Origin of the sequence: Kitasatospora griseola (assembly GCF_044999035.1) — a bacterium.
GTDB classification, from domain to species: domain Bacteria; phylum Actinomycetota; class Actinomycetes; order Streptomycetales; family Streptomycetaceae; genus Kitasatospora; species Kitasatospora griseola.
Map to the genome: position 1 here is coordinate 6,566,831 of NZ_CP173360.1, position 14,376 is coordinate 6,581,206.

General features: G+C 74.2%; 13 protein-coding genes. 1 reads left to right on the forward strand and 12 read right to left on the reverse strand.

Annotated elements, in window-relative coordinates:
- Nucleotides 1-46 precede the first annotated feature (46 nt).
- From ACI1MP_RS29780 to ACI1MP_RS29805, 6 genes are all read right to left on the reverse strand, one after another.
- Nucleotides 47-1,630, reverse strand: coding sequence for a glycerol-3-phosphate dehydrogenase/oxidase (locus ACI1MP_RS29780; protein WP_380343982.1), 1,584 nt, complete (start codon nt 1,628-1,630; stop codon nt 47-49).
- Between the two features lie 76 nt (nt 1,631-1,706).
- A complete protein-coding gene (gene glpK / locus ACI1MP_RS29785; protein WP_404869890.1) occupies nt 1,707-3,230 on the reverse strand; it encodes a glycerol kinase GlpK in 1,524 nt (507 codons plus the stop codon).
- A 258-nt stretch (nt 3,231-3,488) separates the two neighbouring features.
- Nucleotides 3,489-4,253: an IclR family transcriptional regulator gene (locus ACI1MP_RS29790; protein ID WP_404869891.1), complete on the reverse strand. Its 765-nt coding sequence runs from the start codon at nt 4,251-4,253 to the stop codon at nt 3,489-3,491.
- Between the two features lie 102 nt (nt 4,254-4,355).
- Complete coding sequence (locus tag ACI1MP_RS29795) at nt 4,356-5,561, reverse strand: serpin family protein (RefSeq protein ID WP_404869892.1); 1,206 nt, start codon at nt 5,559-5,561, stop codon at nt 4,356-4,358.
- 46 nt (nt 5,562-5,607) lie between these two features.
- Nucleotides 5,608-6,555: a homocysteine S-methyltransferase gene (mmuM, locus tag ACI1MP_RS29800; RefSeq protein ID WP_404869893.1), complete on the reverse strand. Its 948-nt coding sequence runs from the start codon at nt 6,553-6,555 to the stop codon at nt 5,608-5,610.
- 53 nt (nt 6,556-6,608) lie between these two features.
- The gene (locus tag ACI1MP_RS29805) at nt 6,609-7,124 is read right to left on the reverse strand and encodes a carboxymuconolactone decarboxylase family protein (protein WP_380343971.1); all 516 of its coding nucleotides are present in this window, start codon (nt 7,122-7,124) and stop codon (nt 6,609-6,611) included.
- A gap of 341 nt (nt 7,125-7,465) precedes the next feature.
- Here ACI1MP_RS29805 and ACI1MP_RS29810 point away from each other — a divergent pair, with 341 nt between their 5' ends.
- Complete coding sequence (locus tag ACI1MP_RS29810; RefSeq protein WP_100589351.1) at nt 7,466-8,005, forward strand: EF-hand domain-containing protein; 540 nt, start codon at nt 7,466-7,468, stop codon at nt 8,003-8,005.
- 126 nt (nt 8,006-8,131) lie between these two features.
- Here the strand turns inward: ACI1MP_RS29810 and ACI1MP_RS29815 are convergent, their stop codons facing one another.
- The 6 genes from ACI1MP_RS29815 to ACI1MP_RS29840 form a co-directional block, all read right to left on the reverse strand.
- Nucleotides 8,132-8,584 carry a DUF6917 domain-containing protein gene (locus ACI1MP_RS29815; protein WP_380343967.1) on the reverse strand — a complete coding sequence of 151 codons (453 nt, stop codon included), beginning with the start codon at nt 8,582-8,584 and terminating at the stop codon, nt 8,132-8,134.
- Nucleotides 8,581-9,516: a Gfo/Idh/MocA family protein gene (locus ACI1MP_RS29820; protein WP_404869894.1), complete on the reverse strand. Its 936-nt coding sequence runs from the start codon at nt 9,514-9,516 to the stop codon at nt 8,581-8,583. The genes ACI1MP_RS29815 and ACI1MP_RS29820 overlap by 4 nt, the downstream gene beginning before the upstream one ends.
- Nucleotides 9,513-10,652 (reverse strand): Ldh family oxidoreductase, encoded by a 1,140-nt coding sequence (locus ACI1MP_RS29825; RefSeq protein ID WP_404869895.1) that lies wholly within the window; start codon nt 10,650-10,652, stop codon nt 9,513-9,515. The genes ACI1MP_RS29820 and ACI1MP_RS29825 overlap by 4 nt, the downstream gene beginning before the upstream one ends.
- Nucleotides 10,653-10,743: 91 nt before the next feature.
- Nucleotides 10,744-12,084, reverse strand: a complete 1,341-nt coding sequence (locus ACI1MP_RS29830) for a M20/M25/M40 family metallo-hydrolase (protein ID WP_404869896.1) — start codon at nt 12,082-12,084, stop codon at nt 10,744-10,746.
- The gene (locus tag ACI1MP_RS29835; protein WP_404869897.1) at nt 12,081-13,067 is read right to left on the reverse strand and encodes a sugar phosphate isomerase/epimerase family protein; all 987 of its coding nucleotides are present in this window, start codon (nt 13,065-13,067) and stop codon (nt 12,081-12,083) included. Before ACI1MP_RS29835 ends, ACI1MP_RS29830 begins: the two co-directional genes overlap by 4 nt.
- Nucleotides 13,064-14,146 carry a hypothetical protein gene (locus ACI1MP_RS29840; protein WP_404869898.1) on the reverse strand — a complete coding sequence of 361 codons (1,083 nt, stop codon included), beginning with the start codon at nt 14,144-14,146 and terminating at the stop codon, nt 13,064-13,066. The genes ACI1MP_RS29835 and ACI1MP_RS29840 overlap by 4 nt, the downstream gene beginning before the upstream one ends.
- Nucleotides 14,147-14,376: the final 230 nt, after the last annotated feature.

The following is a 14,376-nucleotide window of genomic DNA, read 5'->3' on the forward strand; positions in this document are numbered from 1 at the left end:
ATCCCGCTTCTCTCTCCCGGAGGGCGTCGTCGTGTCCCCGGACGCCTCAGCGCGCCAGCAGCTCCGCGGTCCGCTTGCGGACCTCCTCGGTGTCCAGCCCGCGCACCGTCAGCGTGGTGCGCCGACGCAGCACGTCGTCCACCGTGTACGCCCACTCCTGCTCGGCCGCGTACGCCACCTGCGCCCAGATGTCCGGCCCGCCCGGGTGCACCCGCTCGCCCAGCTCGGGCCGCTCGGCGATCATGCGGGCGATCTCGAACGACAGGGTGCCGTAGTGGGTGGCCAGGTGGCGGGCCACCAGCGGGTCCATCCGGGAGCCCGGCTCGCGGTCCATCAGCAGGCGGTGCGCGACGGCCTGCGGGGCGCCGATGCCGGGCAGCGGCACGGTCGCCGGGATGGGCGAGACGTCCTCGGCGAGGCCCACACCGCGCGCGTGCTTCAGCTTCTCCAGCACCACCCGGCCGATGTGCCGGTAGGTGGTCCACTTGCCGCCCGCCACCGACAGCATCCCGGCCCGGCCCTCGGTCACCACCGTCTCCCGCTTGGCCGCCGCCGTCGCCCCCGGACCGCCCGGCAGCACCCGCAGACCCGCGAACGCGTACGTGATGTCCTCGCGGCGCAGGTGCTCCTCGCGCACCGCGTGCCCCGCCTCGGACAGGATCTGGTCGATGTCGGCGTCGGTGGCCCGGACGTCCAGCGGGTCGCCGGTGTACTCCTCGTCGGTGGTGCCCAGCAGGACGTGGTCCTCCCACGGGATGGCGAAGGACACCCGGTACTGGTCGATCGGAATGGTCAGCGCGGCCCGCCACGGCGCCTGCCGGCGCAGCACCACGTGCGCGCCCTTCGACAGTCGGATCGACGGCGCGGCGCCCGCGAACTCCATCCGCCGCAGGTGGTCCACCCACGGGCCGGTGGCGTTCAGCACCAAGCGGGCGTCGATGCCGAACTCGGCGCCGTCCAGGCGGTCGCGGACCTCCGCGCCGGTCACCCGGCCGCGGGTGAAGCGCAGCCCCGTCACCTCGGCGTGGTTGAGCACCACCGCGCCCGCGTCGACCGCCGCGCGGACCGTCATCACGGCCATCCGGGCGTCGTTCATCTGGTGGTCGCCGTACACCGCGACGCGGCGCAGGCCCTCGGTGCGCAGCCCCGGCACCGCGCGGGCCGCCTGACGGGGGGAGACCACCCGGCCCAGACCGTCGCGGAACGCCGACAGCGCCGAGTACAGGAACACGCCCGCGCCGAGCTTGGGCGCCGAGTGCGGGCCGCCCTCGTAGACGGGGACGAAGAAGGTCAGCGGGTTGACCAGGTGCGGGGCCACGTCGGTGGCCAGCGCCCGGCGCTCCTTGTGGTTCTCGGCGACCAGCCGGACCGCGCCGGTCTGCAGGTAGCGCAGCCCGCCGTGGACCAGCTTCGAGGACGCGGAGGAGGTGGCGTTCGCGAAGTCCCCGGCGTCCACCATGGCCACCTTCAGCCCGGCCTGGGCGGCGGTCCAGGCGGTGGCGGTGCCGAGGATGCCGCCGCCGATGACCAGCAGGTCGTAGCGGGCCCGGCCGAGCAGCTCGCGGGTGGCGGCGCGGGAGGCGACGCGGCCGGCGGCGCGCTCGGCGCCCAGGGTCGGGATGCTTGCCATGGTGTGTGCGGCGGGCCCGGTTTCGCGGCCGGTCCGCGTCTCCTTCCGATCGGGAATGCGGACTCTGACTGAGGTGTCAGAGTTGCGGCTGCTCGTCGTCCTGCTCGATCCAGCCCATGGTGCGCTCCACCGCTTTCAGCCAGTTGCGGTGCTCGTGCTCGCGGGTCGCGTCGTCCATCCGGGGCGTCCACTCGGCGGCCCGGTGCCAGTTGGCGCGCAGGGTGTCCAGCCCGTCCCAGAAGCCGACCGCCAGGCCGGCCGCGTAGGCCGCGCCGAGAGCGGTGGTCTCGGCGACGTACGGGCGCTCCACCGGGACGTTCAGCACGTCCGCGATGTTCTGCATCAGCAGGTTGTTGGAGGTCATGCCGCCGTCGACCTTCAGCGCGGTCAGCGTGACGCCGGAGTCCTTCTGCATGGCGTCCACCACCTCGCGGGTCTGCCAGGCGGTCGCCTCCAGCACCGCCCGCGCCAGGTGGCCCTTGGTGACGTACCTGGTCAGGCCGGTGATCACGCCGCGCGCGTCGGATCGCCAGTACGGCGCGAACAGGCCGGAGAACGCGGGCACGAAGTACGCGCCGCCGTTGTCCTCGACGGTGCCCGCCAGGGTCTCGATCTCGGCCGCTGTCGAAATGATCCCGAGCTGGTCCCTCAACCACTGCACCAGCGAGCCGGTGACCGCGATCGACCCCTCCAGGGCGTACACCGGCGGCCGGTCGCCGATCCGGTAGCCGACCGTGGTGAGCAGCCCGTGGTAGGAGTTGACGATCCGTTCGCCCGTGTTCAGCAGCAGGAACGTGCCGGTGCCGTACGTCGACTTCGCCTCGCCGACGTCGAAGCAGGTCTGGCCGAACAGCGCGGCCTGCTGGTCGCCGAGCGCCGCCGCGACCGGCACGCCCGCCAGCACGCCGACCGCCTCGCCGTACACCTCGGCGGAGGAACGGATCTGCGGCAGCATCGCCATCGGCACGCCGATCGACTCGGCGATCCGCTCGTCCCACTCCAGGGTGTGCAGGTTCATCAGCAGCGTGCGCGAGGCGTTGGTGACGTCCGTGACGTGCCGGCCGCCGGTCACACCGCCGGTCAGGTTCCAGATCAGCCAGGTGTCCATGGTGCCGAACAGGATGTCCCCGGCCTCGGCGCGCTCGCGCAGGCCCTCGACGTTGTCCAGCAGCCAGCGGACCTTCGGCCCGGCGAAGTAGCTCGCCAGCGGCAGCCCGGTCTCCCGGCGGAACCGGTCCTGGCCGACGTTGCGGCCCAGCTCCCGGCAGAGCGCCTCGGTGCGGGTGTCCTGCCAGACGATCGCGTGGTGCACGGGCTCGCCGGTGTGCCGGTCCCACAGCACCGTGGTCTCGCGCTGGTTGGTGATGCCGACCGCCCGGATGTCCTCCCGGGTCAGCCCCGCCTTGTCCAGCGCGCCGCGCACCACGGCCTGCACCCGGGTCCAGATCTCCGCCGCGTCGTGCTCGACCCAGCCCGGCTGCGGAAAGATCTGCGCATGCTCCTGCTGCTCGACGGCGACGATCCGGCCGTCCGCCCCGAACAGGATGCACCGGCTGGACGTGGTGCCCTGGTCGATCGCGGCGATGTAGCTGGCAGTCATGCGGTTCCTCGGCTCGGCTCGGCTCAGGGGGTCGTCAGGGGAGCGGGGCTGACCCTTCGTCAGTCCCCGTGCGCGCAGGTCCGGCAAACCAGGCGGGCGGCGCGGAACGCCCGGACCCTCCAGCCGTCGTTCGACAATGTCGACCGACGTTTGGAAGCCAACAGCAGCCGGACGCCCGACGTCAAGGCGTTGTGACCCGCGACGCCCCGACGGCCACCCACCGACGCCGAACGATCACCCGCTGCCCACGGCACCCCCTCAGAACCGGTGCGCCCCGAGGTCGCGGGAGATCGCCCGGGCCGCCGTCCGCACCGACGCCACCAGCGACGGCCGCACCGCACCGCCCTCGCACACCGTCTCCACCGCGCCGCTCACGCACACCGCGCCCACCGGGTTGCGCCGCCGGTCCTGGATCAGTGCCGCCACCGACGCCACGCCCTCCCAGGTCTCCTCCACCGCGTCCGCCCAGCCCCGCTCCCGCACCAGCGCGCACTGCGCGTCCAGCGCAACCGGCTCGGTCACCGTCCGCGGCGTGAACGCCTCCCACGGCCCGTCCCCCAGCTCGCCGCGCGCCACCGGGTCGTACGCCAGCAACACCTTGCCCAGCGCCGTCGCGTGCAGCGGCTGCATCGAACCGACCTCCAGCACCTGCCGCGAGTCGTCCGGCCGGAACACGTGGTGCACCACCAGCACCCCCCGCTGGTGCAGCACCCCCAGGTACACCGTCTCGCCGGCCGCCCGCGCCAGGTCGTCCGCCCACACCAGCGCCCGGGCCCGCAGCTCGTGCACGTCCAGGTAGCTCTGGCCGAGCCGCAGCAGCTCCGCGCCCAGCTGGTACTTGCCGCTGTCCGGGTCCTGCTCGACGAAGCCCTCCTGCTGCAGGGTGCGCAGGATGCCGTGCGCCGTGCCCTTCGCCAGCCCCAGCCCCGTCGCCACCTCCGACAGGCCGAGCCGCCGCTCCCCGCCCGCCAACAGGCGCAGGATCGCGGCCGCCCGCGACAGCGACTGGATCGCACCGGGCACCGGCCCACCTCCACTGACCACCGGTCGGCCATGCCGACCCCACCTACCGTGCTCCGACCGTACTACCCCGCCGCCACCACCCGGACGCCCGGCACCGGACGATCAGGCCGTCGTCGCGGCCGGCTCCGCCACCCAGCCCGCCAGCAGCACCAGGCCCGAGGCGCGGTGCACCGCCAGGAACGCGAACGGCCGGTCGAACCGCGCGGCCGCCCGGCGCACCCGGAACCGCTTCGGGGCGGGCATCGCGCCGCCCCTTCGCATCGACACCGCCGTCACCGCGCCGCCCTTGAAGCCCTCCGCCGAGAACTCCGCCACCGCCGCCTGCCGCGCGCCCGAGACCTTCAACGGAAGGCTCCGGCTGATGCCCCGGAACCAGTCCTCGTGCGCCGTCGCCGTCCGCAGCCCGAACAGCTCGGCGGCCGCCAGCAGGTCGTGCTCGGCGCGGACGGCGAACCCGGCCGTCCGCAGCGTGCCGGTGTTCCCCGGCACGGCCGAGTCCACCGAATCCAACTCCAGCCCCGGCCAGGACTCCCCGTCCGACAGCCCCTTCAGCGGCATCCGCCACGACTCGCCCGACACCAGCTCGAACCCGGCCGCCACCACCGCGCCCGGCGCCGCGTCCGGCTCGCCCAGCACCAGATGGACGTCCACCTCGCCGTCCCCGACCACCCGGACCTCCGTGACCGGGCCCGCCGAGGTCTCCGACACCGAGATCCGCTCGAACAGCTCCGGACCCGACACCTCCAACTTCACGAACTCCCGCCACGACCACGGGCCTTCGAGCACCCGGAAGCGGCTCGGCACGAACCGCTTCGCCCACCTGGTCCGCACTGTGACCGCGGACGCCAGCACCAGCAGCACCTCGGTCAGGTCCACCGGCATCCGCTGGATCAGGCCACCGGTCTGCTCCTTCGCCCACTGGTCCAGCACCGCCCGGTCGGTGTCGGTCCCGCCCGTCAACCGCCCCCACAGCGAAGGGCCCAACTGCCCCAGCCAGCCGGGCTCCACCTCGACCTGCTGAGCCGTCCACAGCCCGAGCGCCGCCGCACAGCCCGGCGTCCGCCGCACCAGCGCCAGCAGCTCCCGGGCCGCCGCCGGGGCTTCCTCGGCCGGCACCCCCAACGCCCGCTCCAACTCGGCCCGCACCGGCCCGTCGGCCCCCGCCGCCAGCATCGCCAACAGCGGCCACACCCCCACCGCCGTCCACACCTGCCCGGCCTCGAACGCCAACTCCCGCCCCCAGCGCGCCCCGAGACCGTTCACCAACCCGACCGCCTGCACCGCAGCCCCTCTCCGTCCGTCGATCACCGCCCCATCCTCCCGTCCCGCGCCGGGACTCGCAGTAAATCGAGGGTCACCCGGAGAGCACCGCCGCCAGCTCCGCGATCCGGCCCGAACCCACCCGGCAACAGCCGCCCACCAGCCGGGCGCCCGCCGCGACCCAGCGCGGCGCGTCGGCGGCGTCGAAGGCGGCCGGACCCGCCCAGTCACGGGCCGTCGCGTCCCAGCCCTCGCCGCTGTTCGGGTACGCCACCGCCGGGCGGCCCGTGACCTCCACCGCCAGCCGCACCGCCGACGAAACCTCCTGCGGCGCGCAGCAGTTGACGCCCACCGCCACCACCTCCGGGACATCCGCCAGCAACGCGAACGCCTCCGCCAAGGGCTCCCCGCCCCGGGTCCGGCCGTCCGCCGCGCCGAACGAGAACCACACCGGCACGCCCAACCCCCGGACGCACTCCGCCAGAACGGACGCCTCCAGCAGATCCGGCACCGTCTCCACCGCCAGCACATCCGGCCCCGCCGCCGCCAACACCTCCAGCCGCGGACGGTGGAAAGCGGTCAACTCGGCGGCGGACAGGCCGTAATGGCCCCGGTACTCGGAACCGTCCGCCAACACCGCCCCGTACGGCCCCACCGACGCCGCCACCCAGCGCGCCCGCCCGTCACCCGACTCCGCCGACGCCTCCTCGGCCGCCTGCCGCGCCAACTCCACACTCGACGCCAGCAGCCGGTCCGCCGTCGCCGCACCCACACCGCGCCCCGCGAACCCCGCCCGACTCGCCTGGTAGCTCGCCGAGGTGGCCACCTGCGCCCCCGCCGCGAAGAACGCCCGGTGCGCCGCCACCACCTGCCCCGGATCGTCCAGCAGCAGCCGCGCCGACCACAGCGCATCCGACAAGTCGCATCCCTGCGCCGCCAGTTGGGCGGACAGGCCGCCGTCCAGCACCACCGGACCGGCCGCCGGCGCGGACGCGAAGCCCGCGGTGGCGCCGGGAACGTTCGAGCCGTCGACCGCTGCCATCCCTCCAGCCTGCCGCACCACCCGCCGCGCGGCGAACCCGTGGCACCCGGGCCTCAGCCCCCGGCCGCCGGCACCGGCCTGGAGGTGACCGCGATCCGGTTGTACGCGTTCACCACCGTCGCCGCCCAGGCCACGAACGCCGCCTCCGGATCCGACAGCACCGCCCTCGCCACCCGCTGCGCCCGTGCGCCCTCCGCATGGTCGGGGAGCCGGGTGACCGCCTCCGCGAGCGCCAGGGCGGCCTGCTCGCGGGGCGTGAACAGCGGGCCGGACTCCCGCCAGGCCGCCAGCCCGTCCAGCCGCTCGGCCGACTCGCCGGCCTTCCGTGCGGCCGAGGTGTGCAGCTCCACGCAGTACGTGCAGCCGTTCAGCTGCGAGCAGCGCAGCCGCACCAGCTCCAGCAGCAGCGGCTCCAGCCCGGCCGCCGCCGCGGCCTGCTCGACGGCGCCGTGCAGCGCGTGCACGGCGGCGAAGGCCTGCGGGGCGAGTTCGATCAGCGGAAGCGGCGGGAGCGTTCCGGCTGCGGCGGTCTTGGTCGCGGCCGTCCTGGTCGCGGAGGTGTCGGTCACGGAGCGAGGCTATGGCTCCCGTGCGGGCCCGCGGCCGTCGACTCGCGCGGCGATCACCCACCCGGGAGACAGGTCTCGAAACCGTTGACCGTGTCCCCAAATCGTGGTGCAGGCCTTGGAGTTCAACGGCCATCGGCCTGACGGTCGGTCAATACGCGAGGTATGTCACCCGGTTGGCGGTACGCAGCCGAACCGGAGCGCGTCTCGCCGGTAGTGTGACGTTCCGTGGCCGACCGCACCGATTGTGTGATGGCCACTCATTCGAACCCCGGCGGGCGACACCCCGTCGGCCCTGTCCCTGGACCGGCCGCCGCCCGCCACAGACTCACGTGGAGACATCGATGACCAGTTCCGTGCAGGCCGACCGTACCCAGAAGCGCTTCGACCTCTGGGACGTGAACGGCGACGGCCAGATCGACCGCGCCGACTGGAACGCCGAGGCCACCCGCATCCTGCAGGCCTTCGGCGAGGCCCCGACCTCCCCGGCCGGCCGCCAGCTGACCGAGGCCTACCTCGGCATGTGGAGCTTCTTCGCCGACAAGGCCGGCATCGACGAGCACGACGGCGCGCTCACCCCCGAGCAGTTCAACCACATCGCCGAGGAGCACGTCCTGGAGAACGGCGGCGCCGGCTTCGGCCGCGTCGTCAAGCCCACCATCCAGGCCATGGTCGAGCTGGTCGACGTGGACGGCGACGGCCAGGTCAACCCGGCCGAGTTCAAGACCTGGCTGGACGCCATCGGTGTCGAGGGCGTCGTGCCTGCCGAAGCGTTCCGCCAGATCGACACCGACGGCGACGGCCAGCTGTCCGTCGACGAGCTGGTCCACGCCGTCCGCGCCTACCACGTGGGCGAGCTGGACGTTCCGCTGCTGGGCCGCTGAGCCCCCACCGCGGCGAGGCCGGTGACGGTCTGACGCAGTTCGGGCCCGGAACGGGGAAGGCGCCCCCCGATCCGGGCCTTTCAGCATGCCGCGAGGACGTCGCCGCCCGCCCGCAGCTCCGATCGCTCAGAACTCCGGGGCCGCCGGGACGAACCGCACCGGCAGTTCCGGCCGCAGGTCCAGCTTCTCGCCGGTGAGCAGCCGGTCGGCCGCGATCAGCACGTTGTAGTGGTTGGGGAAGTGGCAGGCGTCGAAGCCCAGCACCGTCCCCACCCGGTGCTCCCCGACGAACACCTCGTCGCCCCGGTCCAGCACCCCCGCCGCCGAGATCTCCGCGAAGCCGAGGAACCCCACCCGGTCGATCCGCGCACCCGGCGCCGTGTCCCGCTGATCAGTGGTGACCAACTCGTGCACCTCGCCGACCCGGACGCAGCGGCTGGCGAACGACTCCAGGCTCATCCCGCGTTCCGTCCGACTGTGCAGCAGCACCTTCACCAGGATGCCCGTCACCGTCCGCTTCGGCCCGTTCTCCCGTACCGCGCCCGGCAGTTGGGTCGGAGCGTTCCGCTGCCGGATCATCCGCGCACCCCAGCCCGCTCGGCCCGGTACGCCGCCTCGACCACGCACAGCGCATCCACCCCGTCCGGGCCTCGGCCGTCGTCGCCCGCCACCAGGATGCCCGCCAGCAGGGCGGCGAACTCGGTGACGATGCCGACGTACTCGTGCCACAGCGACTGCTTGAACCCGTCGTGCCCGGACAGCAGATCCGCGCGCAGCGTCGAGCCGTCGGCCAACTCCACGGTGACGTCCTTCAGTTCGCCCGGGTACGACCAGTCCAGCTCGATCCGGCCGCGCACCCCGCCCGCGCCCGACAGCTCCAGCACCGCGGACCGGTCCACCCCGTTCCCGTCCCGCCGCACCTCCGCGGAGCCCAGACTCATCGGCCCGGCCAGCAGCCGCAGCAGGTCGTACGCGTTCGGGCCGTTGTCGGCGACGCAGCCGCCGCCGCACCGCTCCGGCTCCAAGTACCAGCGGTCCCGGCCGACATGATCCTCGATCAGCTCGAAGTACCGCGCCGTCACCGACCGGACCGGCGCCGCGCCGTCCAACGTTCGGCGCAACTCCCGCACCGCCGTGTTGTACCGCCGGTGGAACGCCGTGAACAGCGGCACCCGGCGCTCCACCGCCAGGGCCGCCAACTCCGCGCCCTCCGACGCTCGCAGCGACAGCGGCTTCTCCACGCACACCGGCAGCCCCGCCCGCAGCGCGTCCCGACAGATCGGCAGGTGCTGGTCGTTGGGGACGGTCACCACCACGGCGTCCAGCCCGCCCGCCGCCAGCAGTGCCCGGTGGTCCGTGAAACGTCCGACGCCGTCGGGGAATTCACGCAGCAGCTCCGCGTCCCGGTCGCAGACCGCCGCCAACCGCACCCCCGGGACCTGCTCCAGTGCGGCCAGGTAGAACCGCGAGATCACCCCGAGACCGATCACCCCCACCCGCAGGCCGCTCACCGCGCCACCTCCACGGCCACCGGTCGGACACCGAACTGCTCTGCCACTGCCGCCAGTTCGACCAGCAGCGGGGCCGCCAGCGGCACACCGTCACGGTGCGCCTCGGCCGTCCTCCGCGCCTCGTGCCAGCCCGGGTAGACGACCGGCCCGGCCTGGCCGCCGGCGGGCGGACAGTCCAGCACCGTGGCGAACAACGTCCGTGCATCCGCAGCCACTTGGGCCGGATCGCGAAGCGTCGCCGGGGCGATCGCCAGGGCGAACAGGCCGATGTCGTCGTCCCGGCCGGTCGGACCGCCGTCGCCGTCCAGCGCCGCCGGCTCCGGGCCGAGCCCCGCGCCGGGCAGCATCGCCGCCAGCACCTCCACCATCAGCCCCAGCCCGAACCCCTTGAACTCGGCGCCCGAACCCGACCCCAGCCACAACAGATGCGCCTCGCCCCGGTCGAACGCGGCCGGGTCCGTCACCGGCCGACCGTCCTCGTCGGCCAGCCACCCCGCCGGAATCGTCCGCCCCGCCCGCGCGGCCGCCCGCACCCGCCCCGTCGGGACGGCGGTCGTACTCATGTCCAGGACGTACGGCGGCAGTTCACCCGCCGGCGCGGCCACGCTCCACGGATTGGTGCCCAGCAGCGCGACCGCGCCACCCGGCGGACGGGCGATCCGCTGCCGTCCGCAGTTCGACGCCAGCAGGCCGACCATGCCGCGCCCCGTCACCCGCGCCGCATGGTGCCCGGCACACCCGAAGTGCGTCGCCCGCCGCACCGACACCAGCCCGACGCCGAACCGCTCCGCCCGGTCCGCCGCCAACTCCATGGCCGCGCCCGCCTGCCACAGCCCGAGCGCGTTCCCCGCGTCCACCAGCACCGCCGCCCCCCGATCGGCCACCACCACCGGCTCGGCCGCCGGATCGGCCCGCCCCTCCGCCAGCAGCGGCAGATAGAGCCGGGACAGATTCACCAGCCCGTGCGAGTCCATCCCCGCCGCGTCCCCGTAGCACAGCGCCTCCGCCGCCGAGCGCGCCCGATCCGGCGGCAGTCGGTGCGCGACGAAGACATCGGTGGTGAAACGGATCAACTCGGCGTACGGGACGCGAACGGTACGGGCGGTGGAAGTGGGCGCGGACGCCACGGAGCTCATGGGCGGCGGTCTCCTGGAGGTGGGAACGACGGGTGGTCGAGTGGTGCTGATTCGGTCGTGCGGCTGCCGTCCTGCCGGGGGATCGGCACGGTCAGTGGCGCGGCCGGTGACGGGCGAAGGCCACCAGCAGGCGGGCCACCGCCGAGGCGAAACCGTCGAGTTGGGCGAGCTCGGCGAACTCGCCCGCCGCGTGCGCCCGGTTGGCACCGAGGTCGCCCGGGCCGAGCACCACGGTGAACGCGTCCGGCAGGCCCGCCGTCCAGATCGCGTCGCAGGTGAACGCCGGTTCGTGGTCCGGGAACCGGTGGATGCCGGCCTGTCGGGACAGCAGCTCCTCGAAGGCGGGATGCCGGTTGTCCAGGACGGGCAGGCCGCGCTTGGGCCAGTCCAGCCGGGTGATCCGCGCGCAGTCGGCGGCCGTCCGAACGAACTCCGGCAACCCGGCGAACTCCCGCCGGAACGCGGCCAGTGCGGCATCGACCGCCGCCTGCACGGTCTGCTCCGCGCGACGGCCCGAACGGGCATCCCGATAAGGGAGGTTGAGCAGCAGCTCGCCGGACCCGTACACCCGGTTGTGCAGCGGACCGGTGCTCAGGCCCGCCACGCACACCGGGTCGCGCGGAGCCGGGACGGTGCCCAACTCCCGGGCCAGGTACTGGGCGAGGAAGCCGAGCAGCACCGTCGCGTTGTGACCCTCGCCCGGACAGTCGTCGATCGCGTCCTCGCCGCGGACCCGGAGCCGGGCAGTGGCGGCCGCGGTGGCCCGGGGCAGATACCGCAGCCCCGTCGGCTCGCAGAACACGTTCAGCGCGCCCACGTACCCGGCCTCCACCAGCGGACGGGTGCCGAACACGCCCATCGCGCCGCCCTCTTCGCCCGATACGGCCTGCACCAGCACCCCGACCGCAGTGCCCACCCGGGGCTCCGCCGCGACCGCCGCCCGAATCCCCGCCAGCAACGCCACCGCCGGGCCCTTGGCGTCGATCGCACCCCGCCCGGTGAACCGCCGCCCGTCGAAGCCGACCGGCTCCAGGCCCGCCACCGTGTCCAGGTGCACGTTGAACATCACCGTCGCCGACCGGGGCAGCTCCGCGCCGAGCCGCAGCACCAGACTCGGCTGACACGCCAAGAACGCTGCGTCGTCGGCCCGTTGGCGCACGGTGAGCGGCACGTCCGGCCGGTCGAGCTCCGCCGCGCGGGGTGCGCCGCGATGCACCTCGGCCAGGCCGGCCGCCTCCGCCGCCCGGGCGTACACCGTGAGCGCCTCGGGGAGCCGCGGGGGCGGTGCGCCGGGGCCGGTCTCCAACGGGCCGGCGGTCGGCAGGGCCAGCAGATCGAGCAGCAACTCCCGATCCTCGGACCGGAGTCGGGCCCCCATGGCGGCCGGAGTGCGGGCGACGCCGACAGCGGTGGGCGCGGTCTCCCGGCTCACACGACACCGCCGATGCGTTCCAGGCCGCCCGGCACGGCGCGCCAGCCGGCCGCGAACGGCAGGATCTCGTCCGCCACCAGCGCGCTCAACGCCCGCCCGGCGGCGACGAATCCGCTCACGGCGGTGCCGTCCGCCGCCAGGCCCTGGTGCGGGCGGGTGGCGAGGTGGGGCTCCAGCGACCAGCCGCCGCTCCAGCCCCGGTCCACCAGGAAGCGCAGGCTCTCCGCGAGCCGCGCCACCCCGGTGCCCGGCAGCACGTACTCGGTGCGGTTGCCGCCGCCCACCGCGTCCTTGATGTGCACGTGGGCGACGTGGTCGACCACCTCGCGGAGCATCAGGTACCCGTCGTAGCCGTGCGGGACGCCGTTGCCCACGTCGAACAGCAGGCGCAGCGCCGGGCTGTCCACCGAGGTGACCAGGTCGAGTTGGCGTTCGGCGGAGGCGCCGGCCCAGCCACTGCAGTTCTCGTGCAGCAGGGTCAGGGCGCTGCGGCCGGCCAGCTCGGTCAGGCGGGTCAGCCGTTCCAGCGCGCGGCGGCGCCAATCCGCCTCCGACAGGCCGGCGTTGGGGTAGGACATGACCCGGATCCGGTCGGTGCCCAGCAGCGCGGCGCGGACGGCGAGAGCGGAGAGCTCCGCCAGGTCGCGGTCGAGATCGTCGGTGATCCGGCTGGCCCAGTTCCCGATTCGGGAGGCCAGGCCGGTCACCCGGGTGCCGCGGGCGGCGAGCGTCTCGGCGATCCGGCGGACCCGGTCGAGCGGCAGCTCGGCGATCCACTTGCCGTCCACGGTCCGCAACTCGAGGTCGTGCCAGCCGAGTTCGTTCAGCGCGTCGAGCTGCCCGGGCAGGTCGGGGGCGGCCTCGTCGCCGATGCCGCCGAAGCTGATCGCGGCGAGTGCCTCCCCCGGCGGGCGGAGCCGACGACGGCCGAGCGGCGCCCCGGGCGGAGTGGTGTCGACGGTCGGTGCGGCCGGGCCGGTCATCGGGCGGCCGCCGGGCGGCGCTGGGCATCCCGAGCCCGGGCATCCCGAGCCTGGGTGTCGCGGACCTGGGTGCCGCCGACCTGTGGCTCGCGGGCCGGTGCATCGCCGACCTGTGCGTCGCCGACCTGTGCGTCGCGGGCCTGCGCGGCGATCGTCTTGGCCTGGTCGAGCAGCCGCACCACCTGGGAGTTGACCGCCAGGTCGGGGTGCGGGTGGTGGGCGCCGCCGGCCGCGCCGCCCGCCGCGAAGTAGGCGTAGACGCGGTGCAGGAAGGTGCTCAGCGAGTCGTCGTGGAGCAGCTCGGTGCTCTCGCCCTGGTGATCGATGACGGTCAGCCGGGCGTAGGCGTCGGCCTCGCTGCCGGGGAAGTGGCCGATCAGGGTGCCGTGGGCGAGTTCCAGGGTGACCCGGCGCTCGCGGACGGGGGAGGTGAGGTCGGAGCGGATCCGGGTCCACGCGCCGCTCTCGTGCTGGAGGTTGAGCCAGGCGGTGCCCAACCGGGGCAGCACCTGCCCGCCGACCACCATGTCGGTGCCGCCCGCGCCGGTGACCCGGCCGGGCCCGGCCAGCGAGAGGCAGAGGCCGAGGGAGTGTGGCAGCTCGATGTCGAACGCGGTGGGGTGGCCGTCGCCGGCCAGCGAACGGGAGAACCGCGGCTTGCGCTGCACCACGTGGATGGTGCGCAGCGGGCCGTACGCGCCGCTCGCCAGTGCGGCGCGCAGCCGGTCGGTCAGTCGACTGCCGAGCCACTGGGCGACCACCACCAGGTCCAGCCCGTGGCGCTCGCGGAGCGCGAGCAGCTCGTCCAGCCCGGCCGCGTCGGCGGCGAACGGCTTCTCCAGCAGGATGCGCCGGTAACCGAGCCGGCCCAGGGTGTCCAGCGCGGCGACCCGTTCGGTCGGCGGGGTGCACAGGTGGACGACGGTCTCGGCGGGGTCGGCCAGCAGGGGTGCCTCCGCGAGGCTGACTGGCCGCAGATCGGCCGCCGCCCCGGGGCGGCGGCGCGGGTCGACCGCGAGTATCGGGGCGGGCGCGAACAGGTGTCCGGAATCGGCGGCGGTGCGCAATCGACGCAGCACCGGCAGATGGAGTCCGCTGCCCGCCCGCCCCATTCCGACCAGTAAGGTCCCGAGTCCGTTCGACATGGCGAGCCGTCCTTCCGTCCGATTCGCGGGGATCGCGTCGCCGGGTATTCAACCAGCACTTGCGACCAGACCTGTCAGAACGTCAACTCACTTACGTATCAAGCCATTCGAACGAGTGAAGCGAACCATTCGGCGCAGTGGACGGCGGTGACGGCGGCATAGAT